This window comes from Paenibacillus mellifer, from assembly GCF_023195895.1.
GTDB classification, from domain to species: Bacteria; Bacillota; Bacilli; order Paenibacillales; family Paenibacillaceae; genus Fontibacillus; species Fontibacillus mellifer.
Genome location: NZ_JALPRK010000004.1, coordinates 259,867 through 286,708, shown reverse-complemented (window position 1 = coordinate 286,708; position 26,842 = coordinate 259,867). Strand labels below are relative to the sequence as shown.

The 26,842-nt window shown below is 51.7% G+C and carries 21 protein-coding genes, 1 tRNA gene and 1 pseudogene; 21 read left to right on the top strand and 2 right to left on the bottom strand.

Translation table 11 applies throughout. The annotated features are described in order from the left end of the window. From M0651_RS07365 to M0651_RS07315, 11 genes and pseudogenes are all read left to right on the top strand, one after another. The coding region (locus M0651_RS07365) for a dynamin family protein (protein WP_248551194.1) at nt 1–1,886 on the top strand (1,886 nt) is incomplete at its 5' end. A gap of 254 nt (nt 1,887–2,140) precedes the next feature. Next, complete coding sequence (locus tag M0651_RS07360) at nt 2,141–3,910, top strand: ABC transporter ATP-binding protein (protein WP_248551193.1); 1,770 nt, start codon at nt 2,141–2,143, stop codon at nt 3,908–3,910. Nucleotides 3,911–3,918: 8 nt separating this feature from the next. Beyond that, nucleotides 3,919–5,763, top strand: coding sequence for an ABC transporter ATP-binding protein (locus M0651_RS07355; RefSeq protein WP_248551207.1), 1,845 nt, complete (start codon nt 3,919–3,921; stop codon nt 5,761–5,763). A 116-nt stretch (nt 5,764–5,879) separates the two neighbouring features. Further along, on the top strand, nt 5,880–6,341 hold the full coding sequence (locus M0651_RS07350; RefSeq protein ID WP_248551192.1) for a GNAT family N-acetyltransferase: 462 nt from the start codon (nt 5,880–5,882) through the stop codon (nt 6,339–6,341). Nucleotides 6,342–6,631: 290 nt separating this feature from the next. Continuing rightward, on the top strand, nt 6,632–7,849 hold the full coding sequence (locus M0651_RS07345; RefSeq protein ID WP_248551191.1) for a branched-chain amino acid ABC transporter substrate-binding protein: 1,218 nt from the start codon (nt 6,632–6,634) through the stop codon (nt 7,847–7,849). 36 nt (nt 7,850–7,885) lie between these two features. Continuing rightward, entirely contained in the window at nt 7,886–8,869 is a 984-nt protein-coding gene (locus M0651_RS07340) for a branched-chain amino acid ABC transporter permease (protein ID WP_248551190.1), read from the top strand. A 9-nt stretch (nt 8,870–8,878) separates the two neighbouring features. Continuing rightward, complete coding sequence (locus tag M0651_RS07335) at nt 8,879–10,174, top strand: branched-chain amino acid ABC transporter permease (protein ID WP_248551189.1); 1,296 nt, start codon at nt 8,879–8,881, stop codon at nt 10,172–10,174. After that, complete coding sequence (locus M0651_RS07330; RefSeq protein ID WP_248551188.1) at nt 10,171–10,971, top strand: ABC transporter ATP-binding protein; 801 nt, start codon at nt 10,171–10,173, stop codon at nt 10,969–10,971. The genes M0651_RS07335 and M0651_RS07330 overlap by 4 nt, the downstream gene beginning before the upstream one ends. Next, nucleotides 10,968–11,672, top strand: coding sequence for an ABC transporter ATP-binding protein (locus M0651_RS07325; RefSeq protein ID WP_248551187.1), 705 nt, complete (start codon nt 10,968–10,970; stop codon nt 11,670–11,672). Before M0651_RS07330 ends, M0651_RS07325 begins: the two co-directional genes overlap by 4 nt. A 3-nt stretch (nt 11,673–11,675) precedes the next feature. Then, a complete protein-coding gene (locus tag M0651_RS07320) occupies nt 11,676–12,647 on the top strand; it encodes a DMT family transporter (protein WP_248551186.1) in 972 nt (323 codons plus the stop codon). A 317-nt stretch (nt 12,648–12,964) separates the two neighbouring features. Further along, a pseudogene (locus M0651_RS07315) lies at nt 12,965–13,534 on the top strand (alpha/beta hydrolase family protein); the annotation flags it as partial. Nucleotides 13,535–13,752: 218 nt separating this feature from the next. Here M0651_RS07315 and M0651_RS07310 read toward each other — a convergent pair. Continuing rightward, nucleotides 13,753–14,343, bottom strand: coding sequence for a C40 family peptidase (locus M0651_RS07310; RefSeq protein WP_248551185.1), 591 nt, complete (start codon nt 14,341–14,343; stop codon nt 13,753–13,755). 213 nt (nt 14,344–14,556) lie between these two features. On the opposite strand from M0651_RS07310, the gene M0651_RS07305 reads away from it, so the two are divergent. The 9 genes from M0651_RS07305 (at nt 14,557) to M0651_RS07265 (ending at nt 25,613) form a co-directional block, all read left to right on the top strand. After that, complete coding sequence (locus M0651_RS07305; RefSeq protein WP_248551184.1) at nt 14,557–16,221, top strand: response regulator; 1,665 nt, start codon at nt 14,557–14,559, stop codon at nt 16,219–16,221. After that, nucleotides 16,218–18,008 carry a sensor histidine kinase gene (locus tag M0651_RS07300; protein WP_248551183.1) on the top strand — a complete coding sequence of 597 codons (1,791 nt, stop codon included), beginning with the start codon at nt 16,218–16,220 and terminating at the stop codon, nt 18,006–18,008. The genes M0651_RS07305 and M0651_RS07300 overlap by 4 nt, the downstream gene beginning before the upstream one ends. Then, nucleotides 18,005–18,994, top strand: coding sequence for a substrate-binding domain-containing protein (locus M0651_RS07295; RefSeq protein WP_248551182.1), 990 nt, complete (start codon nt 18,005–18,007; stop codon nt 18,992–18,994). The genes M0651_RS07300 and M0651_RS07295 overlap by 4 nt, the downstream gene beginning before the upstream one ends. Before the next feature lie 263 nt (nt 18,995–19,257). Continuing rightward, a complete protein-coding gene (locus M0651_RS07290; RefSeq protein WP_248551181.1) occupies nt 19,258–20,295 on the top strand; it encodes a galactose ABC transporter substrate-binding protein in 1,038 nt (345 codons plus the stop codon). A 167-nt stretch (nt 20,296–20,462) separates the two neighbouring features. Then, nucleotides 20,463–21,968 (top strand): sugar ABC transporter ATP-binding protein, encoded by a 1,506-nt coding sequence (locus tag M0651_RS07285; protein WP_248551180.1) that lies wholly within the window; start codon nt 20,463–20,465, stop codon nt 21,966–21,968. A 23-nt stretch (nt 21,969–21,991) separates the two neighbouring features. After that, entirely contained in the window at nt 21,992–23,002 is a 1,011-nt protein-coding gene (mglC, locus tag M0651_RS07280) for a galactose/methyl galactoside ABC transporter permease MglC (RefSeq protein WP_248551179.1), read from the top strand. Nucleotides 23,003–23,141: 139 nt separating this feature from the next. Next, nucleotides 23,142–23,678: a CAP domain-containing protein gene (locus tag M0651_RS07275; protein WP_308195475.1), complete on the top strand. Its 537-nt coding sequence runs from the start codon at nt 23,142–23,144 to the stop codon at nt 23,676–23,678. 722 nt (nt 23,679–24,400) lie between these two features. Next, nucleotides 24,401–25,072 carry a PspA/IM30 family protein gene (locus tag M0651_RS07270; protein ID WP_248551178.1) on the top strand — a complete coding sequence of 224 codons (672 nt, stop codon included), beginning with the start codon at nt 24,401–24,403 and terminating at the stop codon, nt 25,070–25,072. A gap of 34 nt (nt 25,073–25,106) precedes the next feature. Continuing rightward, nucleotides 25,107–25,613: a DUF4178 domain-containing protein gene (locus M0651_RS07265; RefSeq protein WP_248551177.1), complete on the top strand. Its 507-nt coding sequence runs from the start codon at nt 25,107–25,109 to the stop codon at nt 25,611–25,613. 133 nt (nt 25,614–25,746) lie between these two features. Here M0651_RS07265 and M0651_RS07260 read toward each other — a convergent pair. Then, nucleotides 25,747–25,819 (bottom strand) — tRNA-Lys (locus M0651_RS07260). 178 nt (nt 25,820–25,997) lie between these two features. Here M0651_RS07260 and M0651_RS07255 point away from each other — a divergent pair. Further along, entirely contained in the window at nt 25,998–26,804 is an 807-nt protein-coding gene (locus M0651_RS07255) for a GDSL-type esterase/lipase family protein (protein ID WP_248551176.1), read from the top strand. Nucleotides 26,805–26,842 lie beyond the last annotated feature (38 nt).

The window sequence follows — 26,842 nt, the reverse complement described above, 5'->3', positions numbered from 1 at the left end:
GCGCGCTTGCCGCCGCCGCGCGGCTGACGGCCGCGGCGGAGCGGCTGGCTCCCCACCCGGCCTTCGGCACCGGGGTGCGGGAGCTGACCCGGCGAGCCGCCGAGCTGCGCGGCGGCGTCTTCACTGTGGCGCTGTTCGGGGCGTTCAGCGCCGGGAAATCATCCTTCGCCAGCGCTTTGCTGGGCGAAGCCGTGTTGCCCGTATCGCCGCATCCGACCACCGCGGCGATCATCCGTGTGATGGCGCCAGCCAGCGGGCAGCGCCATAACACGGCCGCCGTCAAATTCAAGAGCGCCGAGGCGATCCGCGAAGACCTGGCCCATTCCTTCCAAGCTCTCGGCTTGGGAGCTTGGTCGGAAGCGTCCTGGCTGGAAGCGGTTCGGCGCTTGAAACCAGAAGATATTCCGGCGGCCGGTCGCTCTCACTACAGCTTCCTCCAAGCGGCGGCCGCCGGATGGGCGGAGTCAGCAGAGCGACTCGGTCAGGTGGAGGTCGTGGAGGCGGAGTTGTTCCGCAGCTATGCCGCAAATGAGACGAAAGCCTGCTTCGTAGCCGAAATAGATTTTTATTATAGTTGTTCGTTAACCGAACAAGGAATTGTGTTGGTGGACACCCCGGGGGCGGATTCAATCCATGCCCGTCATACGGGGGTCACGTTCCAATATATGAAGGATTCCGATGCGATCATCTTCGTGACCTACTACAATCACGCGTTCTCACGTGCCGACAAGCAGCTGTTAAGTCAATTGGGGCGGATGAAAGGCAGCTTTGCCCTGGATAAAATGTTCTTCGTCGTCAACGCCGCCGATCTTGCAGCCTCCGAGGAAGAGCTAACCGCCGTTGTGGAGCATGTACGGGATGGCCTTCGCACGGCGGGGATTCAACAACCCAACGTGTTTGCCGTATCCAGTATGCAAGCCATGGCCGCAGGCCGGGAGAACGCCGCGGACGATCCGGGGTTCTCTCTCTTCCGTCAGAGGTTCTCCGCTTTCCTGGAACAGGATCTGGGGAATTTGGCCGTATCCTCCGCTGCCGCAATGATGAAGCAGATGCACGAACGGTTATTCAAATGGACGGAAGCCGCCGGGCAAAATACAGAAAACGCCGAACAGCGGCTCACCGCTCTGCGCGGACGCCGGGACGCCTTCGAGCAGGCGGTTGCCGAGTTTGTCCGGGTCGATATCGGCAGGGAATGGGAGCAGGAGAACGCCGAGCTGTTATTCCATGTCGTGCAACGGGTGAGGTTACAGGCGCTGGAGCTGTTCGCCGAATTCTTCCACCCTTCGCTGTTGCAGGAGCATAACGGTCCGCTCAAACGCAATTTCACCGTCGCCATGCGCGGTTGGCTGGACCAAATTTCAGGCGAATTGGAGCGCGAACTGCTCGCGACAACCCTGCGCCTGGAACGCAAAGCAGAGGCGTTGCTTCGTCGCGAGGCGGAAGCATGGTGTCGCCGGCATGAGACGACACTGGATATGCCGCTTAGCTACTCAAAGAGCGAGTCGAACTGGAATACGCCAGTGATTCCCGAAGGTTTGTTGGACGGCGGAACGCTGGAGCCGGAAACGTATTGGCCTTCCTTCAAAAATCCGAAGGTGTTTTTTGAAGGCGGCGGGCGCTTGCAGCTGCGGGCGAGGCTCGAAGAACCGCTTCTTGCCAAGCTGAAGGAGATCGTGGAGGGGATGGAAGCGAATTTCCGGGAGCACTACGAACGTGAAATCGCCATTCGGAAGGAACAAACCGCCGAAACGTTCCGCGGACTGTGGGCGGAATGGGAGCAAAGCATTCAAGGCTCCAAAACCACGCCGGAGGAGCTGTCGCATTGGAAGAGCATCCTCGTTCAAATCGGGCGGGATGTGGAGGAAATGGAAGCTTTTTATGATTAATAAGCCGGTTTAACTCGAGATCAAGGCCTAATATTCCGAATTTAAGGGATATTAGGCTTTTCTTCGCTTTGCCGCGGAAAAGTTCGGATGATACACTGCAAGGAGCTAAGGCCATGAAAGCGCATGCTTCCAGGCTATGACAGGTTTCGCGGCGTTCAGACAGCTCCCTCTGCTATTTCATCCATGACGCCCGGAATCGTTGGTTTATGACGGTTGTTCAGTTTATTCCAACAAACGGATGTAGGAGGAGAGACATGGAGGTTCTCAGGCAACTTCGGGGATATTATCAGGCAAGGTTGAATTACTTGGTATTGTCGATTTTATGTTTGGCGGCTGCGACCGGGCTTGGCTTAGTTTACCCGATGCTGCTGCGCAAGCTGATCGACGATGTGATTCGGCCGGGGAATTATGGGGAAGTGGTATGGATTGCCGCCATGGCGGTTTCTGTTGTGGCTGTCAAGGCGCTGCTGCAGTTCCTGCACGGATTTTTCGGCGGAAGATTGGGGAATTATCTCGCTTATCGGTTGCGTAACGCCTGCTACGAAAAGTTGCAGTTTCTCTCGTTCCGTTATTACGACACAGCGAAGACCGGGGATTTAATGTCCCGATTAACGGGGGATTTGGAAGCGATCCGCAACTTCGTCGGGTTTGGCTTCGCCCAGCTGTTGAATCTCATCCTAATGGTGACGTTCGGTTCAGCGGTGATGTTGTCCATTCACTGGCAGCTGACTCTGCTCACGATGATCACAATTCCATTTCTGGCCGGTGTGGCGCTGAAATTTGAATCGAAAATTCATCCGGCGTTCCAGGAAATGCGCCAGGCGCTCAGTTCCTTGACGACCGCGGTACAGGAGAACGTCACCGGCGTACGCACCGTCAAATCGTTTGCTCGGGAGCCGCATGAGGTGGAGAAGTTCTCGCACCGTAACGAGCGATATAAGGATAACCAAATCTTTGCGGCTACCTTATGGAGCAAGTTCTTTCCGGTGATGGAGCTGCTGGCTTCGATCAGCGTAGCGGTGCTACTGGCGGCCGGCGGCACCTTGGTGATCAAGGAGCAGCTAACGCTAGGCGATTTGGTCGCTTTCTTTAGTTTGATCTGGTTTATCATCGGCCCGATGTGGGGCCTGGGGTTCCATATTAACAACTATACGCAATCGAAGGCGTCCGGGGAACGGGTGCTTGAAATATTGAATCAACCGATCGATGTCAAGGATAAAGAGGCAGCGGTGGAGCTTGATCCGGAGGAGGTACACGGCGATGTCCGGTTTGAACAGGTTACGTTCGCATACGGCAATAAAATGCCGGCGGTGGTCGACATTGATTTCCATTCCTCACCTGGTTCTGTTATCGGTTTTCTCGGTGGCACCGGATCCGGGAAATCAACGGTGATCCAGCTGTTAATGCGCGCCTATGACGTGAACAAAGGCCATATCCGCCTGGACGGCAAGGACATCCGGGAGATCAGCGTACGCAGTTTGCGAAGCCAGATCGCCACCGTGTTCCAAGAGACTTTTTTATTCTCATCGACCATTAAGGGGAATATCGCTTACGGCATGAACAACGTATCTATGGAGCAAATCATTCGCGCTGCTCAATTGGCCAAGGCGCATGATTTTATCATGGAGTTGCCGGACGGATACGATACCGTGGTGGGTGAACGGGGGCTCGGATTGTCTGGCGGGCAGAAACAACGTATCGCTATCGCCCGTGCTCTGCTCAAAAATCCGAAAATCCTCATTTTGGACGATGCCACCAGCGCGGTGGACATGGAGACCGAGCAGGAGATCCAATCCGGCTTTCAAGAAGTGATGCGAGGGCGAACAACGTTTATCATCGCTCACCGGATTTCATCGCTGCGGCATGCGGACGAGATTCTGGTCTTGAACGAAGGACGGGTTGTGCAACGCGGGAAACACGAGGAACTGATTGATGTTCCCGGTCCGTACCGGGACGTGTACCGAATCCAATACGCGGACCATCTGGACGGAGCGGGCCGGCGTGAAGGGGAGGGGAATGCGTGAATACCCAAATGGCAACCGAACGAAAGCCTAAGTCTAGTAAGGAAAGTGTCCGTGGCAAAATCGAAGAGAGGTTTGTCTACCAAGACGACGAAGTGATTGATAAGGCCTTTGATTGGCGGCAATTCCGCCGGCTCTTTGCCTACATGATCCCGTACGCGAAACAGATGTTGCCCTTGATCATCCTGATGACGGTGCTGGGTACGGTGACGAAGCTGGCTGTGCCTTATTTGACAAGCTTGGCCATTGACCGGGCGATCGTACCCGAGAACGGCCAGACCAGCTTAACGCTGCTGTATGGTATTACTGCCGCGGTCCTCGTGTTGTATCTGATCCAGTGGGCCTCTGGCGTATATCGCATTAAATACACGAACATTATTGGACAGAAGGTCATTTATGACCTGCGCGCTGATTTATTTAAGCATATCCAGAAGCTGTCCTTTAACTTCTTCGACAAACGTCCGGCCGGCTCCGTGCTGGTGCGGGTCACCAATGATGTCAATTCGTTGCAGGAGCTGTTCACCAACGGGGTTGTCAACCTGATGATCGACTGCGTGCAACTGGCCGGGATCGTCGTGATTTTATTGCTGATCAATTGGAAGCTGGGACTTGCGGTGATGATCACGGTACCGATTATGTTCCTGATCTCCACCAAACTGCGGCAAAAAATCCGGATCGCCTGGCAGGAAGTCCGCATGAAAAACTCGCGGATCAACTCACATTTGAACGAATCGATTCAAGGCATTCGCGTCACCCAAGCCTACACCCAGGAACGGGAGAACATGCGTTATTTCGATTCGATGAACCTGAGCAGTAAGAAGTCTTGGGATAAAGCGTCGGCCATGAACCAGGGGTTTGGTCCTTTAATTGAAATCACCGGTGGCATTGGCACGTTTGTGCTGTTTGTGTTGGGCGTTTACCTGATCCAGACCGGAGAACTGACGATTGGTCTGCTGGTGGCATTCAGCAACTATGTGGGTAATTTCTGGGACCCGATCAATCGCCTCGGACAAATGTATAACCAGTTGCTGGTGGCGATGGCCTCCTCCGAACGGATCTTCGAATTTATCGACGAGGAGCCGAATATCGCGGATAAGCTAGGGGCGAAGCCGATCCCGGCGATTACAGGCGGAATTCGCTTTAATCAGGTTGTGTTTGAATATGAGAAAGGGCGCCCGGCCCTGAAAGGCATCGACTTGGATGTACGTCCCGGACAGTCGATCGCGCTTGTCGGTCATACGGGTTCGGGAAAAAGCACAATCATCAACCTGCTCAGCCGATTCTACGACCCAAGCCGCGGTTCGGTGGTGATTGACGGTCAGGACATCCGTGAGGTCACCGTCCAGAGCCTCCGCAGCCAAATTGGAGTAGTGCTGCAGGATACGTTTATTTTCTCAGGAACGATTCGGGATAACATCCGGTTCGGTCGCTTGGACGCGACGGACGAGGAAGTGGAGGCTGCAGCCAGAGCGGTGGACGCCCATGATTTTATCATGAAGCTGCCAGCCGCCTATAATACAGAGGTAGAGGAACGCGGCAACGTACTCTCGATGGGGCAACGTCAGCTATTGTCATTTGCCCGTGCACTGCTGGCGAATCCGCGAATTCTGATCCTCGACGAAGCGACCGCGAGCATTGATACGGAGACGGAACTGAAGATCCAGGAAGCCTTAAAGGTGCTGCTCAAGGGGAGAACATCGTTTATCGTCGCCCACCGACTCTCTACCATTCGCAGTGCCGATAAAATCATCGTCTTGGACCATGGCGAGATCAAAGAAACAGGCACGCACCGGGAGCTGATGGAACAAAAAGGAATCTATTACGGCTTAGTGGAAGCCCAATTTCGGTATTTGTAACTTTTTATCGAAAAATAGGTGCATTTTTAATTAGAACTATTGCAATCTTAGGCATAAAGCCGGAAAATAGAATAGGATTATGAATCGGCAAATTTATTGAAGGTGGTTTGGTCCAATTGAGTATTGAGGCGTTAGCTCCGGCTTTGGTCATTCGCAACGGTTGTTGCGACGATGTTCAACACATGCTTCCTTTAATGCGTCAGTTGCGTTATCCGATGACGACAAGCGTGTTGAAAGAACGTTTAGCGATGCTGGAAGGCCAGTTCCTGCTGGGCAATCTGGTTGCTGAACTTGACGGTGTGGTCGTTGGAACGGCTTTTCTCCAGCAGCATCAGACGCATGATATGAGTAAACCAGTCACCCGAATTACCGCTTTAGTCGTTGAAGAGAAACACCGCGGTACAGGGATCGGAAGAAGGCTGATCCTGGAGGCGGAGAAGTGGGCGAGCGAACGTGGCAGCACGGATTTGGTTCTTTCCACCGCCCGCGAGAATCATCAGTCCGCTAAAGCATTCTATGAGCATTGCGGCTTCAGCTGCACCGGCTACCGGATGAATAAGCCCGTAAATCAAATCTAAATTGATCTTTTATCACGATTCGTGAATTTGGCTCCGCCCTTTAGAGGGTGGGGCTTTTTTGTGTTCGACGATGGGGAGTGAAAGGGATATGTAAAATAAAATAACATTCATTTTGATGAGTTGAGTAGGAAAACGTAGTTTGGCGTAGTTGATGAATTAATCTTATTCACAAATGTCATGAATACTAACATTTAACAGAGGTATCTGCTTTTAATTGTTGGATTATATGACATATAGGTGACGCGGATCGGGGTTTAGCCCTAGAAAAGAATCATATTAGGAGGATGTGTATGAAGGGGAAAAAAAGCTTTGCTATTCTTGCCGGCGCTTGTCTGATGATCGGGTTGCTCTCGGCATGCAGTTCATCTGGAAACGAAGCCAAACCTGCGGAGGGAAATACTGCTGATCCCGGGGGCAAAACCGAAGTGATCAAGATTGCTTCGCAATCCCCCTTATCCGGGGGATCGGCCATTCAAGGAGAATCGATCAAGCTTGGGGGGCAGATGGCTCTAGAGGAGCGACAAGCGGAATTCAAGGAACTTGGGTTTGACCTGCAATTCGTACCGTATGACGACCAGGGAGATTCGAAGAAAGGTGTCGCGAACTCCGAATTGATCGGCGCCGATCAAGCGGTATTAGCGGTTCTTGGGCATTTGAATTCCGGGGTATCGATTCCGAGCTCGGTGGTGTACGAGAAGTACGGGATTCCGATGGTCTCCCCGGCCAGCACGGCTACTGACTTCACCGATCGGAAATTGAAGGCGGCCAACCGTATTGTTGCCCGTGATGACTTCCAGGGGCCGGCGGGTGCCGAATATGCGGTGAAAACGGTAGGAGCCAAAAATATTTTCGTGATTCAAGACAAAACGGCTTACGGACAAGGGCTGGCCGACGCTTTCCGCAGCGCAGCCGAAGAGTTGGGGGCAACCATCGCCGGGTATGAAGGGATCACCGTTGGTGAAAAGGACTTTAACGGCGTGCTGAACCAGGTGCTTAGCAAGAAGCCGGACTTTATCTTCTTTGGCGGGATGTATGCAGAGGCGGGACTGATCGTCAAACAGGCTCGCGAGAAAGGCATCACGGTGCCGATCATGGGCGGGGATGCGCTGGATTCCTCGGGAATGGTGGATATCGCCGGCGACAAGCTGACGGAAGTTGCTTACAGTTCCGTGTCTACGGATGTAACCAAGTCCAACAAGGAATGGGCGGACCAATATCAGGAGAAGTTCGGTAAATCCGTCGAGAATTATTCGGCATATGCCTATGATTCGATGAATGTCATCTTAAACGCGGTGAAAAAAGCGATCGAAGACAACGGCGGCAAACTGCCGACTCGCGAGCAGGTCCGCGACGCTGTTCGGGCTACGACGGACTTCGAGGGCATTGCGACCAAAGTCAGCTTCGACGACAAAGGCGACAACGAGTTCGCCAAGGTCTTCATCTATAAATTCGAGTCACCCACCTACCCTGGCACGATGGTATCGGAAATTGAACAGCCGAAGGAATGATGCGTTTCGGCAATAACGTAGAAGGGGTTAGGACTTATGGATATGATCCTGCAAACACTCCCCCAGGTTTTGGTGGACGGATTAACCTTGGGTGCTGTCTACGCGGTGGTGGCGATTGGTTATACGATGGTATACGGTATCCTCGAATTCATTAATTTTGCACACGGAGAAATCTTTATGACCGGCGCGTTTGTGGGTACCGCAGCCTTGTTGACGATGAACTCGGCAGGGTGGTTGAACGGGTTGCCCGCCGGGCTTGCTTACTTCCTCATCCTGGCGACGGCGATGCTGGCAACCGGGATGCTCGGGATCGGAATCGAGCGGGTGGCCTATCGGCCGCTCCGCCGGGCTCCGAAGCTCATCTCATTGATCTCGGCGATCGGGGTGTCCTTCCTGTTGCAGGATATCGTCCGATTTATCGCGGATATTCGAACAGGTAATTTTATTGTCACCGGTATCTCGCTGTATGGCGATAACTTGAAACTAGGTGTTTCTTCCTTATGGAGCGGGTTTGATGACGCGTTTTTGAAGACGAATACGATCATCGTTGTGGCAGTGGCGGTCGTTCTTATGATGGGGCTTGATTTCTTTGTGAATCGCACGAAATGGGGTACCGCCATGCGGGCCGTAGCCCAGGACCGGGAGACGGCGTCGCTGATGTCGATAAATGTAAACAAGGTGATCGCGCTCACTTTCTTTATCGGATCGGCGTTGGGCGGAGGGACCGGTGTCCTGTTCGCCCAGCAGTATGGAACCATCGATCCGTATATCGGGTTTATCCTGGGGATGAAAGCATTCACCGCCGCGGTTCTCGGCGGCATCGGCAATATTCGGGGCGCCATGTTTGGCGGGTTGTTCATTGGCGTGCTGGAAATGTTCTCGTCAGCCAACTTGTCGGTGATGACAGGCGGCGCGCTGGGTGGGGAGTATAAAGACGTTGTCGCTTTTCTGATCCTGATCGCGGTGTTGATTTTCAAGCCGGAAGGATTGTTCGGCAAAGCCGTGAAAGAGAAAGTGTAGGTGATCTCCATGAATCATCTGAAGCTCTGGCTGGGGCGAAGCCAACCCGCCCAAGCCTTGTTATTGACATTGTTTGTTCTGTTCACGGCGGCCAGTGTGTATTTCTCGGATAAGTCAGTCGTTGCCTTTCTGCTCTTACTCGGATCCTTGCTGCTGCTGTATTTGACGACCTTCCGAACCTCGATCAAATGGGGGATCGGCGCGGTGCTGTTGGTAGTGGTGATTCCGTTTGCTACCTCCGGCGGCCCGGCCCATCAATCCTATATGGAGGTGGCTACACAGTGTGGCATATATATCGCCATGGCGTTAGGGCTTAACATCGTGGTCGGATTCGCCGGACTGCTTGATCTTGGCTTTGTTGCGTTCTTCGCGGTTGGCGCTTATACGTACGCGATCTTTGCCACACCGCAGGCGAACGAGTTTATCTCCGGACAGCTGTTCCCGCTGCCCGGAGGCGCGTTCTGGATTTTTATCGTACTCGGCGGCTTTATGGCTGCGTTGTTTGGGCTCTTGCTCGGGTTGCCTGTGCTTCGGGTCAAGGGCGACTATCTGGCGATCGTCACGCTGGGATTTGGGGAAATTATCCGGATTATCTTTAACAACCTGGATAGACCCGTGAATATTACAAACGGGGCGATGGGATTGTCTTCGATTCAACCGCCGAGCTTGTTTGGTTTCTCCTTTACGTTTCCGAACCAGTTTTATTTTATCGTCATTCTCATCTTGGCTATCGTGATCTTCAGCGTTAAACGATTGGAGCATTCCCGGCTCGGAAGGGCGTGGAAGGCGATCCGGGAGAATGAGATTGCCGCGCAATCCATGGGCATTCCGCTGATCCGTACCAAATTGACCGCCTTTGCCATTGGCGCTTCTTTTTCCGGCATGATGGGAGTCGTTTTTGCGGCGAAGCAAACGTTTATCGATCCAACAAGCTTTACGCTGCTCGAATCGATCACGATTCTGGTTATGGTGCTGCTGGGCGGCATGGGCAGCGTGCCTGGCGTCATTCTAGGCGCGGCTTTGGTGACGATCCTGAACCTCCAGGTGCTCACCGAGCTTACCAATTGGATCAATCAGTTGACGTTACAGGGAATTATTCATATTCCCAACTCGATCTCGCCGTCCAAGATGCAGCGCCTTATTTTCGGTGCGATCCTGGTGCTCGTTGCGATCTTTAGGCCTAACGGTCTGATCACCGCCAAGAACAAGAAGGTGGATGCCGAACGGTTAAAGACATTGAGTACGGGACGCTCCTTATCCGTGACATCGCCGGCGAAACAACATAGCGGAGGTGTAGGTCAATGACGATTCTGAGGGTCAGCAAGCTGGTGAAACGCTTCGGCGGATTAACGGCGGTGGGAGGCGTTGACTTTGCATTCCCTCGCGGCAAAATCTCTGCGGTGATCGGTCCGAACGGGGCCGGGAAAACGACTTTTTTTAACATGATCACCGGCATTTATACCCCGGACGAAGGTGTGATTGAACTGGACGGAGCGTCTATCGTTGGAGTCAAGCCCCATCAAATCGTTAGTATGGGAATCGCCCGGACGTTTCAGAACATCCGCCTATTCGGTAGTATGACCGTACTGGAGAATGTCATGGTAGGCATGCACATTCATCTGAAGGCAGGGATCGTGGGTACACTACTCTCGCTGCCTGCCGCTCGGCACGAAGAGGAATCGGTGTACCTGGAGGCTTACCGCCTGCTGGAGTTTGTCGGCTTGCAGGAGCTATTAAACGAACAGGCAGCGAACTTGCCTTACGGCGCTCAGCGTCGGCTTGAGATCGCTCGGGCGCTCGCGACGAAACCGAAGGTGCTGCTGCTGGACGAACCGGCTGCCGGGATGAATCCGCGCGAGACGGCCGAGTTGATCGGGTTGATACGGCGGATTCAAGAGGAAACCGGGATGTCGGTCATCCTGATCGAGCATGACATGAAGCTGGTGATGGAGTTATCCGAACATATTCTCGTCCTGGATTATGGCACGAAAATTGCCGAAGGCGGGCCGGACCATATTCGCTCTCATCCAAAGGTCATTGAAGCCTACCTGGGCAAAAGCGCGGTGGAAGGCGATAACGTTCGTCTTGAGGTGGTGACATGAGCTTATTGGAGCTAAAGGGGGTACACGCGTATTACGGAGCGATCGAAGCGCTAAAAGGGGTTACCCTAACCGTCGAGGAAGGGGAAATCGTTTCGTTGATTGGCTCGAATGGGGCGGGCAAGTCCACCACACTCAAGGCGATTTGCGGACAGATCAACACGACCGGGTCCATCCGTTTTCACGGCACCGAGATGTCAAGCTTACCGCCGCATCGGGCGGCCTTGGAAGGGATCGCACATGTGCCGGAAGGACGGCGGATCTTCCCGCGGCTGACGGTGAAGGAAAACCTGGAGATGGGTGCTTTTTCCATGAGAGACAAGAAGACGATCAAGCAGCGGATGGAGATGGTGTTCGACCATTTTCCGCGGCTGCGGGAACGGCTGACGCAAACGGGCGGAACGATGAGCGGCGGGGAGCAGCAAATGCTGGCCATCGGTCGGGCGTTGATGATGCAACCGAGAATACTGCTGCTGGACGAACCGTCGATGGGGCTCGCCCCGATCATCGTTGAACAGATTTTTGACATCATCCAGCAGTTGAATCGGGAGGGAATGACCGTGTTGCTCGTCGAGCAGAACGCCTTCCAAGCGTTGCAAATCGCTCACCGCGGTTATGTGATGCAAACCGGGGAAATCTTGATGGAAGATGCGGCTGAATTGCTGCTCGTCAACGAGCAGGTCAAGGAAGCTTATTTAGCTTAACCCATGCGCCCGATATTGTATGGTTTGTTGGCTTCTTTGTTCTTCTCGTCAACGTTTGTATTAAATCAGACGATGAAATGGTCCGGGGGAGACTGGTTGTACACAGCTTCCCTGCGTTTCTTGTTTATGATTCCGCTGTTGCTTGGCGTCGTTGCGATTCGGGGGAAGTGGAGGCCGTTGTGGGCGGAGATGCGCAGGCGTCCCTGGGCCTGGATCGGATGGAGCTTCATCGGTTTTGGGGTGATGTACGTTCCCGTTTGCTTTGCTGCTGAATATGAGCCAGGCTGGCTGATCGCCGGCACATGGCAAACCACAATTGTGGCCGGCCTGTTGGTAGCGCCGGCTTTTCGTACAACTCGTATAACACCGGCAGGCCCGGTCAAGATCCGGGAACGGATCCAATGGAAAGGGGTAGGGTTGTCCAGCCTCATCCTGCTAGGCGTTTTTATTATGCAGTTTAGTCAGGCTCACGCCCTATCGGGGCGGGATCTTCTGCTTGGCGCGCTGCCTGTGGTTATTGCAGCCTTTGCCTACCCGCTCGGCAATCGTAAAATGATGGCGATTTGTGAAGGACGGCTGGACGCGTACCAGCGCGTTCTCGGGATGGCTTTGGCTTCTCTGCCGCTATGGTTGCTGCTGGCGGCTATCGCCTTATGGCGTAGTGGCCCGCCTAGCGCGGGTCAGGCCAGCCAAGCGCTGGCGGTGGCCGTTTGTTCCGGCTTGATCGCGACGGTGCTGTTTTTTGCCGCTACGGATATGGCCAAAGGCTCCCCGCATCGTCTGGCAGCGGTAGAAGCAACGCAAGCCGGAGAAGTCGTCTTTGCAACGATCGGCGAGCTACTGTTATTGCCTGTTCCGAGACCTTCAGCTGTGTCCATGCTCGGCATGGCTCTGGTTATCGGTGGGATGGTCCTACATAGTCTTTTATCTCAAAAGAAGGTACCCATTCCGGAGGAAGTTCCGTTTACAGGATAGGCCTATGCCTATCCTATTTTTGTGGGTTAAGATACAGATATAACCATTTTTGATGCTGTTGTCTGTATTTAGGAAATCGTGGGGTTCTGAAAAGTGAAGAAATTTGAAATACGTAGAAGAAGGGGAGTTTTGCGAGTTTTGTTTGCGTTTGTATTGATTCTTATCCTTGTCGCCATGTCCGGATGTAATGCTCGAGGGACACAGGTGAATAAAGTAGAAGTCTTATCCAAAGAATTAATAGAGTTGCCCGGTCAAAATCCAAATATCAATATCTATAAGCTTTTTTATAGGAGTGACAATATCAAAGTTCTAGCTTACCTGACTGTCCCCAAGGCACGCGGAAAGCGGCGAAATCTACGGGAAGAGCGAAACCGAATTCGATCTACCTGCTCGGTTCATCCATGGGAGGCGGTGTGGCTTTAAGATTAGCTTCTGAACGGCAGGACGTAAAGGCGGTTGTCGCGATCAGTCCTTTTGTAGGCTGGGATGCAACGATACGCTGGTTAGATGAGCATCCGGACGTGACCTCCCCGGCGATAGTAGAGGAGCATAGGGAACTGTCGTATTATGTAAGATTTAGATATATTAATGGTCATGAGGAATCCAAAGGGGACTATGCGATTCTGGATCGGATTCCTGAAATCCAAGCCCCTGTTCTACTGCTGCAGGGTACTGGCGATCAGAACTTAATTTGGCAAACCGTTCAATTATTTGCGGATGAAATGGAGAAGGCGGGTAAAACCGTAAAGCTTGTAGTGTACCCGGAGGGTCAGCATGGATTAGAGGATAAGTACATTGATCAGAGAAATCAAGAAATGAATCAGTGGCTGCAGCAATATGGTGCGCCCAAACTTTTTTTATCGAATAGTCCTCGACTCCAAGCTTAGCGTTACAAAATCACTCTATCTGCCTAGAAATTACGACCAACAGTAGAGTAGAGTGAATTTTCAGTCTTATTTCATGCAAAAACAGCCTTTACAAGCGCTCTAGATGCAAATAAGGTGATTTACTCACTCTATTCATCAAAATAGCGCTATTCCCACCAAATAAGGTGAAAACATAGCGCTATTGGGTCATGCTCATATCCGACAGTGATTAGTCAAAGTTAATTCGCCGCATAATAACGGCTTTGCTCATACGCCACTGCGGACCGGCGTGAATAACAATACAATTCGCGGTAGGTTTCCAGACGTCCGCGGAACTCGAGTTGGAGTTGCGGGCATCCGCACAGATCGGACGGGGTGGTTAATCCAGCGGATTTATCCAGCAGCTTCACCCCGGCTTCTTGAAACACCCGACTGACGAACTGGGAGCAGAAGTAAGAGTTCTCTCCGCCAAGCTCCATGTTTAAGATAACGCCCAACAGGCCTAAGAAGTTATATTTATAAAGTTCGCCGTTGTCCTCAAAAGTTTTTACGAAATTTCTCATGCGCATGTAGTTCTCCGCACTAACCTTGCAGCTGTACACAGCGCAAGTCGCTTTTTCGAATACACCGCAGTGAATGTCCTCTTTGACAAAGCCGCCGAAGATTGGAATCACAGGGTGTTTGCGCCCGAAGCTATACACTTCTCGCAGCTCAGGATCAAAGGCGACAGAGGCATGGTTGTAAGGCGCGCGGGTATATAATCCGATCGCTTTGGCGACCAATGTCTTCGGATTGCTTAGTAGAATATAGATTTTCATCTCATTGTTCATCATTTCGACCACCATTTAGAGTTGATGATAGTTCTTTAGGATAATATCATGGTACTTGGTTTATGGGAATCCCAAAACGGACCGAAGACGGAAAACAAACTGGACTAAGGTCGTGGTTCCTTCCACCAGACCCGAATGATAATCAATTTACTTTTGTGAACCGATACGTTAAAATCGGGGGGAAATCAGGGTATAGAAGAGGATGGTCCATCGATGTATAAGTTGATATTGGCCGATGACGAAGAGGACGTACGGGAGGGCTTGCTGAGCCTGATCGACTGGGAAAGTCTCGGTTACACCGTCATGGAGACGGCAGAGAACGGCAAGGAAGCGGCCGAACTGGTGGAGAAGCATACGCCGGACGTAGTAGTGACGGATATTCAAATGCCGTTTATGAGCGGCCTACAGCTCTCCGAATGGATTCGCGAACAGTATCCGGCCACGAAGATCATTATTTTGACCGGATACGAGGAGTTCGAATATGCTCAGAAAGCCATCCGACTGGGGATTGACGAATATGTGTTGAAACCGTTTTCGGCGGGAGAATTGGCTGAGATTTTAAGCAATGTGAAAATGCAAATGGATGAAGAAATGGCCGCGAAGGAAAATGTGCAGATCTTGACGGAGCATTACCGTAAAAATCTGCCGATCCTGCAAAGCCTGTTTTTGTCTTCTTTAGTGTCTCGACGGTTGCAGGAAGCAGAAATCCGTGAGAAATGCGAGCATTATGACCTGGATCTGAGCGGCGATCGTTATCAAGTCTCTGTGATTCGTATTGATTCTGCGGCGGCTCGCCGAGAATCAAGTGGAAGCAGCGAAACCGGGAAAGGGCAGATGTCGGTCTCCTTAAAGGATACGAACGACACGCAACTGCAGTTGTTTGCCGTGTTTAACATTGCCGAGGAGATCGTTCGGCTTCATCCAGGAGACCGGGTATTTATCCATCATGATGAAGTTGTGGTGCTTAGCATAGAGGAACCTGGCTTGGAGGGTCAACTCGCCGACCGGGCGCTGCAGTTATTGGAAGAAATCCGTTTTAGCGTGGAGCGATTCCTCAAACTAACGGTGACGATTGGCGCCGGTTCGGTGGGGGAGCAGCTCAGCGAGCTCGCCGGATCCTATGAGGAGGCCGTCAAGGCGCTGGATTATCGCGTGATTCTGGGCGGAAATAAAGTGATCTGGATCGATGACGTGGAATCTCGGCAGTACGTACCGTTATCGATGGACGAGCTGAGGGAGAAGGAGTTGGTTCGTTGCCTGAAAGTTGGCAGCGATCAAGAGCTGACCAACCTGCTGGAAGAACTGTTCTCGGCTTTAGCGGATAGTAAGGCTTCGTATCAGGATTTCCAGGTATATCTGCTGGAGATGTTGACCTCGGTCATTAAGGTTGCCAAGGACATTCACGTGGATCTTGATAAATTATTTGGTGAGGGAGCGGGGTTCTTAGGTCAATTCATCAAGTTCTCGCATGCCGATGAAGCGAAGGCCTGGTTCCTGGATGTCTGTATGAAGCTGAAGCACTCCATCGCCTCCGATCGGCAATCCAGCTACAACAAACTGGTAGATGAAGCAAAGGATTACATCCTGGCGCATTACGGGGAGAATGACATCTCCATCGCCAAAGTATGCCAACACCTCCATATCAGTACCGGATACTTCAGCAACATTTTTAAGAAGGAGACGAAAACGACCTTCGTGAATTACCTGATGGGCGTTCGCATGGATGCGGCACAGGACTTGCTGGCAACGACAGACCTGAAAGCTTTTGAAATCGCCGAGCGCGTTGGGTTTGCGGATCCGAATTATTTCAGCTTTTGCTTCCGTAAGAAATACGGCATTTCCCCGAAAGAATACCGCACCGGAGCAAGAAGCTCATGAGGTTGTGGCGTTCCGTCAAACGACTGCTTCAAGGATTCCATGTCCGCAACATCCAGGTCCTTATTTCATTATCTTCAATAGCCGTTACGGTACTAGCGGTTGTACTGGTCAGCACCTTGCTGTACAATCGCTTCTCCCAGGCCGCTGAAGAGAATGCCTACTTAAGCTTAGAGCAGATCATTGAACAGGTTCATTCCAACCTGGAGCTGTATGTCAGCGGAATGCAGGACATTTTTGACCTAGTAGAGCAAAAAATTGCCGTAGTTCCCGATCTTCCCACGAATGATCAATTGGGGGAACAGCTGGAGACCGTGCTCAGTACGCGCGAAGATCTGGTTTCGATGGCGTTGTTTACGGAGGACGGGAAGCTGGTGCGCAATATGCCGTCCATCCCGATGCGGCAAAATACCCGGCTGCAGGAGCAGTTATGGTTCGAATCCGCGATGGAAAATTCCGGGAAACTGCAGTTTACCCCGCCTCATATTCAGAATCTGTTCAAGTGGCAGTACCGCTGGGTTGTCTCGATGAGCAAGACCGTGACCTATCGGGATCAAGGGAAGCTGAAGCAAGGCGTGCTGGTTATTGACATCAACTTCCGCACCATTGACGAGCTTAGCGGTCGAATCAGCCTGGGCAAAAAGGGATACGTGTACATCATTGATTCGGTGGGGAACATCGTTTATCACCCGCAGCAACAGCTGATTTATGCCGGATTGAAATACGAAAATTTGGAGCCGGTGCTGAATTACGCCTACGGTCGTTATTTTGACGAGTCGGATGGGGAGCAGCGAATCATTACAATCCAGACGGTGAAACCGGCCGAGTGGAAAATCGTTGGGGTTGCTTACGCAGATGAATTCTTGACGACCAAAAGGGAAGTCGGCGACTTTCTGTCCTGGTTCTTGCCCCTGGTGATCGCGATCATTCTGGTCATCAGCATTTATGTATCAGCCCGGATCTCACAGCCGATTCGCAAGCTTGAGCGCTCCGTTCAAATGGTGGAACGCGGGGACTTCGGGACAAATGTCTATGTGAGCGGCGCTTATGAAGTCGAACAGTTATCTAAGCGGTTCAACCTGATGTTGCGCCGGATTCGTGAGTTGATGGATCAAATCATCCAGGAGCAGGAGGCCAAGCGCAAGAGCGAGCTTGACGTGTTGCAGTCGCAGATCAACCCACATTTCCTCTACAACACATTGAACTCGGTCACAAGGCTGGCTGAGCTCGGACGGAATGAAGAAGTTGTTACAACGATTACGTCATTGTCACGGTTTTTCCGGATCAGCTTAAGCAAAGGCAACCATATTATCAGCGTTCAGGACGAGTTGGAGCATGTACGTCATTACTTGATCATCCAAACGATCCGGTTCAAGAACAAATTCCGCTACGACATCAGCGCCGATGATGCCGCATTGAAGTGTTCGACTTTGAAGCTGATCTTGCAGCCGCTGGTCGAGAACGCGATTCATCACGGAATCGAAAAGTCGGCCGAAGAGGGATTCATTCGCGTGGAGGCCCGATTGGAAGGGGATAACCTCGTTTTCCGTATCCGTGATAACGGTATCGGGATGACCCCGGAGACGGTCGAAAAGCTGATCAGCGGGGCCATCCGAAGCGAAAACGGATCGGGAGTGGGCGTTCGTAACGTGCAGGAACGAATCACGTTGTATTACGGCGCCGACTTTGGTCTTCATTTTGACAGCGAACCGGAGGAAGGGACAACGGTGACGATTACGATCCCGGCCGTGCGGCCGGAAAGTCTGGAACAAGGCGGGATGGAGCCATGAAGCGATTGCCAAGGAACGCGTATTGGATGGGCTTGCTGTTCACCTCCGTGCTGCTGATTACTTTACTATCCTCCTGCGGGGGCTCCGGAGGAGGAGGGGACGATAAGCAGGTCACCGACGTGGACATGATCGTCAAGATGGATCGCGGCGATTATTGGAAGACCACGAAGCTGGGAGCGGAGGTGGCAGCCAAGGAGTATAACGTGCGGTTGAATTTCCTCGCACCGGAGAACGAAAACGACGTCGAAGGCCAAATCCGGCTGATGGAGGAAGCGATTAAGCGTCGCCCCGATGCCATCATCCTGGCGGCCACCGATTATGAAGCACTGGGGCAGGTGACGGACCGAACTTCCTATTCCGACATTCCGGTCGTATCGATGGATTCGGAAGTGGCTTCGACCAAGGTGAAGACCTTTGTTGGCACCAATAACTACGAAGCCGGTCAGAAGGCGGCGGAACGATTGGTTGAGCTAACCGGACCGGATAGTGAAATCGGGATCATGAATTTCGTTAAAGGCGCCCGAAATGCAAACCAACGCGAGGAAGGATTCCTAGACTATATCGCCCGGTTTCCCGGTGTCCAGGTTGTTGATATTCAATATTGCGGTTCGGACGAGAACCTCGCTTATAACCTGACGGCGGATATGCTGGAGCGTTTCCCGGATTTGGACGGTATTGTGTCGCTCAGTGCCGAATCCTCGATTGGTGCAGGACGCGCCGTCGACGAGCTCGGTTACGGCGGGAAAGTGAAGATGATCGCATTTGACAATCCGCCGGAAATGCTGGAGCTCTTGCAAGAGGAGAAGGTGCAGGCGATGGTCGTACAGAACCCGTTTAACAACGGCTACATGGCCGTAGCTGCCGCCGTCCAGGCTGCCAGGGGAGAGAAGCTGCAGGATCGGATTCCAACGGATACGAAGCTCATCGACTTGAATAACATGCTGTGGCCGGAAAACCAGAAGCTGCTGTTTCCGTTCGTGAAGTAAAGGCAGCGGCTGGCCGAATACTTTCTTATTTGAATTTCGAATCAGTAAACAGCAAGTGGGATCGGATCGCCCGGACCGCTTGCTGTTTTGCCGTTTTGCTAACGTGTCGGAGAAACTAACGATAAATTCTCAATTGGACATCATCAGAATTTTGATAGAAACACCTTAGAATTTTGGATTCGCATTCTGTCGAAAACCATGCATAATGAAAACGTATCCAAGAGGATAACTCATAGAAAAACATTATTCAGGAGGTCAAAGATATGAAGAAGTTGACAACAGTCATGCTGGCCGCGGCCATGCTCGGAGCGACAGTGGTAGGTTGCTCCAACAGCGGCGACAAAGAGAGCAGTGGAGGAAATGGCGGATCTACTCCTAGTGTAGGCGTGGCCATTTACAAATTCGACGATACGTTCATGACGGGCGTACGGAACTCGATCGAGAAGAATGCGGACGGGATCGCTAAGGTTGACGTCGTAGACAGCCAAAACTCCCAACCGACCCAAAACGATAAAATCGACTTGTTCTTGACGAAGAAAACCAACGCGCTGATCGTGAACCCGGTTGACCGGACGGCAGCAGGCGTCATTATCGACAAAGCGCAAGCCAAAGAAACACCGGTTGTGTTCCTGAACCGCGAACCGCTGCCGGAAGATATGAAGAAATGGGATAAAGTATACTACGTTGGTGCGAAAGCCGAAGAATCCGGTACACTGTCCGGACAAATCGTAGTTGACTACTGGAAAGCAAATCCAGAAGCGGACAAGAACGGCGACGGCGTATTGCAATACGTGATGCTGAAAGGCGAACCAGGACACCAAGATGCTGAGCTGCGTACGCAATATTCGATCCAAGCGATTGAAGAAGCTGGCATCAAAGTCGAAAAAGTAGCTGAAGACACAGCGATGTGGGATCGCGTAAAAGGTCAAGAGAAAATGGCGGCCTTCCTGGCTGCAAACGGCGACAAAATCGAAGCCGTGCTTGCAAACAATGATGACATGGCTCTAGGCGCAATTGAAGCATTGAAAGCGGCTGGATACTTCACAGGCGACAAATACATGCCAGTAGTAGGCGTTGACGCTACGGCACCAGCCCTTCAAGCGCTGGAACAAGGCACAATGCTGGGTACGGTATTGAATGACGCTGAAAACCAAGGTAAAGCGGCGGTTACTCTGGCTTCCTTGTTGGCTAAAGGCGAAGCGATCAGCAAAGACAGCATTGGGTTCGACATTACTGACAATCAATATGTTTGGATTCCTTACCAAAAAGTAACGAAGGAAAACGCTGCTGAATTTAAATAAGAGCACGGCAAGCAGGTAATCAGCAGGACTTCTCAACATTCGCAAGGACAAAATGGGAGGTTCGATGCCGAAGGGTACGGACCTCCCGGTTTTTTCGTAGGGATAGGAACCGGAGGAAACCATGCTGTGCCTCTAAAGCGAAAGAAATGATCAGGGGGCGAAAAATAATGTCTGAATTTATGCTTGAAATGAAGGGGATCACCAAGGAATTTCCCGGCGTTAAAGCGCTGGATGGCGTAACGCTGCAGGTCAGACCCGGTACCGTTCATGCGCTCATGGGCGAGAACGGAGCAGGTAAATCTACGCTGATGAAATGCCTGTTCGGGATTTATAAGCCGGACGATGGCGAAATTGTGCTGAATGGTCAGAAAGCGGAAATTAACAATTCCAGCGATGCGCTGAAGCTCGGGGTTTCGATGATTCACCAGGAGCTGCATCCGGTGCCTTTCCGCAATGTTATGGAAAATATATGGCTCGGACGTTTCCCTATGCAAGGTTGGGGTCCTCTCCGCTTCGTTGACCATAAGAAGATGTACAAGGACACGGAAGAGCTGTTTAAACAGTTAGATATCGATTTAAACCCGGAAACGATTGTGGGCAAGCTGTCCGTTTCGAAGATCCAGTCGATCGAGATTGCCAAAGCAGTATCCTTCAACTCGCAGATTATCGTCATGGACGAACCAACCTCCTCATTGACGAGCGTAGAGGTCGAGCATCTGTTCCGGATCATCAATGATTTGAAGAAACGCGGCGTGTCGATTATTTATATCTCGCACAAAATGGAGGAAATTCTGCGGATCTCCGACGATGTCACCATCATGCGCGACGGCAAGAAGATTGGCACTTGGCCTGCGGCGGAAATGACCACGGACCTCATTATCTCTAAAATGGTCGGCCGCGATTTAACACAGCGGTTTCCGGACCGGCACAATGTGCCGAACGGCGTCATTTTGAAGGTGGATAAATTGACGTCCAGTAACCCGAAATCGTTTAAAGATGTATCGTTTGAGCTGCGTAAAGGGGAGATCCTTGGCGTGGGCGGCCTGGTCGGGGCACAGCGTACGGAATTGATCGAAGCGCTGTTTGGCCTCCGGGAAATCCAGTCGGGGACGATCTCGATCGGGGGCAAAGAGGTCAAGATTCGCAGTGCCGGCGAAGCGAAGAAGCATGGGTTAGCTCTGCTGACGGAGGAACGCCGCACGACCGGTATTTTCCCGGTATTGTCCGTGCACGAGAATGGGGCGATCGCGAATATGTCCCGTTACGTGACGTCGATTGGGCTCTTGAATGATCGCAAGAAAAAAGCCGAGGTCAACCAAATGGTTGAGAAGCTGCGGACCAAAACGCCGTCCCCGAAAACGCTGATCATGAACCTTTCGGGCGGGAATCAGCAAAAGGTACTGCTTGCTCGCTGGCTTTTGACTGAGCCGGATATTCTGCTCTTGGACGAACCGACGCGCGGGATCGACGTTGGGGCAAAATACGAGATTTACTCCATTATTGCGGATTTGGCACAACAAGGCAAAAGCATCATCATGATTTCATCCGAGATGCCTGAACTGCTTGGGATGTCCGACCGTGTTATGGTAATGTCCGAAGGCCGTCTTACAGGGATTGTGGATGGAGACAAGGCTACGGAAGAAGAAATTATGCGTTTGGCTGCCCAGCACTAAGGTTAGAGAAGGAGGAGAAAATCATGAATACAAAGAAATTACAAAGTTTTGTTAGTGAAAATGCCATTTATATCGTTTTGGCTGTGCTGTTAATCGGCATCGCTGTATATGAGCCTAGCTTTATCGGATTGAATACGCTTCGCGATATTTTGATCCAGTCGTCGACACGGGTGATCATCGCCCTAGGCGTGGCCTTTATTCTCATCACCGGCGGTACCGACTTGTCCGCGGGTCGGATGGTTGGTCTAACGGCGGTGGTGTCCGCTTCCATGCTGCAAGAAGTAGATTATGCGCGTCGTTTCTTCCCTAATTTGCCGGAGCTTCCGATGTTTGTTCCGGTTCTAATCGCCATTGCCGTGGGCTTGCTCTTTGGTCTGATTAACGGGGTTATCGTTGCCAAATTTAAGGTTCCGCCGTTTATCGCTACTTTGGGTACCATGGTTGCCATTTACGGAATCAACTCGCTGTACTTCGATACCGATCCTAACCAATCCCAGCCTATCGGCGGTCTGCGCAGCGACTTTACGAATCTGCTGGGCTCGGGAAGTATTGGTAAAGGAGATTTCTCCATCCCTTACATCGTTATTATTGCCATTGTGGTCTGTGCCATTGTTTGGGTGATGTTTAACAAAACACGTCTCGGTAAAAACATGTACGCGATTGGCGGCAATGAGCAAGCCGCTAAAGTGTCCGGTATCAACGTTTCCAAAAACCTGATCCTCATTTATTCCATCGCAGGCGCTTTGTATGGCTTGGCAGGTGTGATGGAGGCCGCCAGAACCGGCGGTGCAACCAACAACTATGGTAACATGTATGAGCTTGACGCGATCGCAGCTTGCGTCGTAGGCGGCGTTTCCACTACAGGGGGTATCGGTACCGTTCCGGGCATCATGGCCGGCGTGCTGATCTTTACGGTTATCAACTACGGCTTGACCTTCGTAGGTGTTGGCCCTTACTGGCAACAAATCATCAAAGGTGCGATTATCGTTGCTGCGGTAGCGTTCGATATGCGCAAATACGCTAACAAGAAATAAGATAAGGTTTGGCACGGGATTAGAGCGGCTAATGAGTCGCTCTTTTTCCATTTTTTAAGCAAGCAGAGGGCATTAAAATATGTTAAAATGTGACAAGAAACGGCAAAACGGGGAAAACGGCTAGGAGGAGCTAACCATCATGAAGAAGTGGAGCAACCAAATCGGTTTGGCCGGGCTGTGGGTTACAGCCTTGGCTTTGGTAATGACGACAACGCTGGGCGGCGGAATCGGCACGGACACCGCACATGCGGCAGCCGCGGCTGGTGGCAAAACGAAATCACTCGCGGCGGTCTATGCGCAAATCCAGACCCAAAACGCGTCCAAGGTGGTCGCACTGGTGAATAAGGAACGCAAGAACGCGGGACTGAAGCCGCTCATGGTCCATACCAACTTAACGAAAATGGCCAAAACCAAAGCGATCGATATGTTCAAAACCGGATATTTCAGCCATACGTCACCGAATTACGGCTCTCCCTTCGATATGATGGATTCGTCCAATATTACGTATCTGTATGCAGGCGAGAATATCGGCAAAGGCCAACGTTCCGCCGAGGAAGTAGTCAAGGACTGGATGGACAGCCCCGGCCACAAGGCAAATATTCTGAATTCAAAATACAAACTGATCGGCGTCGGGTATTATAATGGGTATTGGGTGCAGGAGTTTATCGGGAAATGAGTGCTCGCGCTTTCGTGCGAGGATGAAGATTAGAGAGGAGCCTGGCGTGTTGCCGGGCTCTTTGTTGTTGTTAGCGGAATCAGCGGAAGCGAATAACGACCACGGGCCGCTCTTGTCCGCCGCTTGTCCAACGATGAGATAGAAGGAAGACAAGCGGCTCCCCAATGCGGACGTAAACTCCCTTAGGTTCGTTATTCGCTTCTTTTGGAGCTGGCAAGTAGCCCGTTCTTCATCCGCGAGCTTTGGGGGAGATAGGAGCCGGCGAATTTGTTAAATACAATTCGCTGGACTCTATGTTGTAGTTAGTGGAGAAGCGCGATCGGCGGGCATGCTGAATTTTAACGGACCTGAGAGACGTTATTTGACTAGAAGCACAAGGCTAAGAATTCTAACGGACCGAGGAGACCTTATTTCCTCCAAATTGGCTCCAGCAGCCTCATTTTGAGGCGAATAACGGCTTCTGGGTCCGTTAAACCGGGAAATAACCGGGAAATGTTCAAATAACGCCTCTACGGTCCGCTAGAGCTCATGAGGCGGAGTGCGTACGGCGATGGCAAAGACCAACAGCGAACGTAAGAACATTTCACCCGGCGGGCTCCAAGGCTCGTTTGATCAATCTTTCAAGCCTGATCGCCTAATCCGAGATATTTTCATGAAACCTCCTGAATTCTGTAGCGTAAACATATGCATAATCTGATAATTCAATCGGGAGGAATTAACAAATGTCTATGTTCAAGAGATTGCGCGATTTGACGATGTCTAATATCAATGCTTTGATCGACAAAGCGGAAGATCCGATCAAGTTGACCGACCAATATATCCGCGATATGCAAGAAGATCTTGAAGACGCTGAGAAGGCGGTTGCCGCTCAGATCGCCATTGAGAAGAAGTTCAAGGGACTGTATGAAGAGCAAGAAGCTTTGGTTGAGCGTCGCACACAGCAGGCGCACCATGCGGCCCAAGCTCAAAACGTGGATCTCGCTCGCCGTGCCCTGGAAGAGAAGAAAGCGGCTGAAACGAAAATGGCGGAATACAAGACCAGCTATGATCAGAACAAAGCAGCAGCCGACAATCTTCGGGGCAAGCTTGAGGAAATGCGCAAGCAGCTCACGGAAATGAAGAACAAACGCGAAACGCTGGTAGCTCGTTACAACGCGGCGAAAGCGCAGAACGAAATCAACAAGACGATGTCCGGTTTTAACGCGGATTCCGCGTCAAGCGGTCTGAAACGTATGGAAGAGAAAATGCTGCAGATGGAAGCCCAGGCTGAAGCGAGCAATGAGCTGAACGCCAAGGGCAAGTCTCTGGACGAGGAATTCGAAAACTTGAACAAGGACGCCGCAGTGAAAGCGGAATTGGCCGAGTTGATGAAGCAATACGAGGATAAAAAATAGTCGAATCGAACCCTAAAGTGAGGCTAGACCGAACATGAGCGTATGGAAAAGAATCGGTAACCTATTTGCCAAACCGGCACCGCCGATCGTGGAGAAGAGCATGCTTGCATTAGCTCCTGGTGACATCTGCGAGGTCTCGCTCGTTTCCTACGAGGTGACCGGCCGGGTAGGCAATCGCAGCCGTAATGCGGTCGTGCTGACGCTGCAGGACGGCAGCCGTATCAGCTATTTGCTGGTTGAGGAACGCGAGATGCTGCAATATCAGTTATATCAGCCGATTGACGGAAGGCTGGACGATCCAACGGAAGTACCGACGCATATGGAGCTCGACGGTACGGAGTACTTTTTGGAAGAAGAGTACGGAGGTTACGTGTCTGTCGTGGGCAAGACGCCGTTTCTGCAAGGCGGGGAGCAGCATGTGTGGCAATACCAGTCGGACGATGGCAAGCTGTTGCGAATCGAGTGGCAAAATGGACGGTTTATGTTGTACGAAGGCGTCAAGGTAATTCCAGCCGATGTCAAAGTCATTCGTGCCAACTAAGCGGCATTGTTAACTGGGTCATGACGAGAAGCGCGAGAACGGGGCGACAACCTCGATTCTCGCGCTTTTTTCGCTGTGAGCGGACAAAAAATAACATCCCCCAAGCTGCCAATGCAGTGGAGGATGCTATAAATGGGTTATGCAGGGGTCGAACCTGCGACCTGCCGATTAAGAGTCGGCTGCTCTACCAGCTAAGCTAATAACCCGTAATGTGAAGTTTTTTTAGAACATCGATTATTATAACTCTGTAAGTTACAAAAAGCTAGTCCTTTTTCCGTGAAAATTTGCATCTCTTCAGAAGAAGTTTTATGTTATTTACATCAGTTGGTGAATTTATGGAAGTAAGCGATCTTAAGGGACTATGACCGAACAGGGGGAAGTGGCATGAACAGAACGTCCCGAATCTGGAGATGGGCAGGAATCTCCTCCGCCATGTCGACCTTACTGTTGCTAGCGGGCTTCATCTATGCGGTGTCGGATATTGCCAATCCATCGGCAGAAGCCAGACTGCAGGGCGGATCTTCGACCCATACAGAAAAGAATGTGAAGGCCGGCGCGTGGGATGTAACGGCGATCGGGGATTCCTTGGCGAAAGGCACCGGGGACGATACGGGCCGTGGATTTGCAAGGCGGACGGTCGATTTATTGAATAAAGAAGGCGAAACCTCCAAACTGGTCAACAACCTCGGGATTAACGGGTTAACAACGGAGGAACTCTTGCCGATGCTGGAGGATCCAGGGGTGAAGTATGCCTTGCAGCATGCGGGAATCATCCTGTTGTCCATCGGAGGCAACGATTTGTTTAATGGCACGGATACGTTAACCGCTGGCGAGCATGTACCCACCCAAGCGGAAATCGATGCGGCGATTGACGAAAGCTCTAAGCATTTTGGGGAGGTCGTTGCTCAAATCAAGAAAATCAACGTGCAGGCATTGCTCGTCTATGTTTCTTTATATAATCCGTTCAGCGACCTGGAAGGGATGCGGGAAATCGGCAACGATGCGGTGGCGCGGTGGAATGCGATGGCGATGAATGCGCTTGGCGATTATGAAGGCACGTTAGTGGTGCCGACTTATGATTTGTTTACACAAAACTCGTCCCGTTATCTGTCGAGCGACCATTTCCACCCCAACGGGGATGGCTATCAAGCCATTGCTGAACGGATGGCGCAGGGCATCGCGCGCGAATAGCGGACTTTTTCTGGAGTAAAAATGAAGGAGTGGACGGC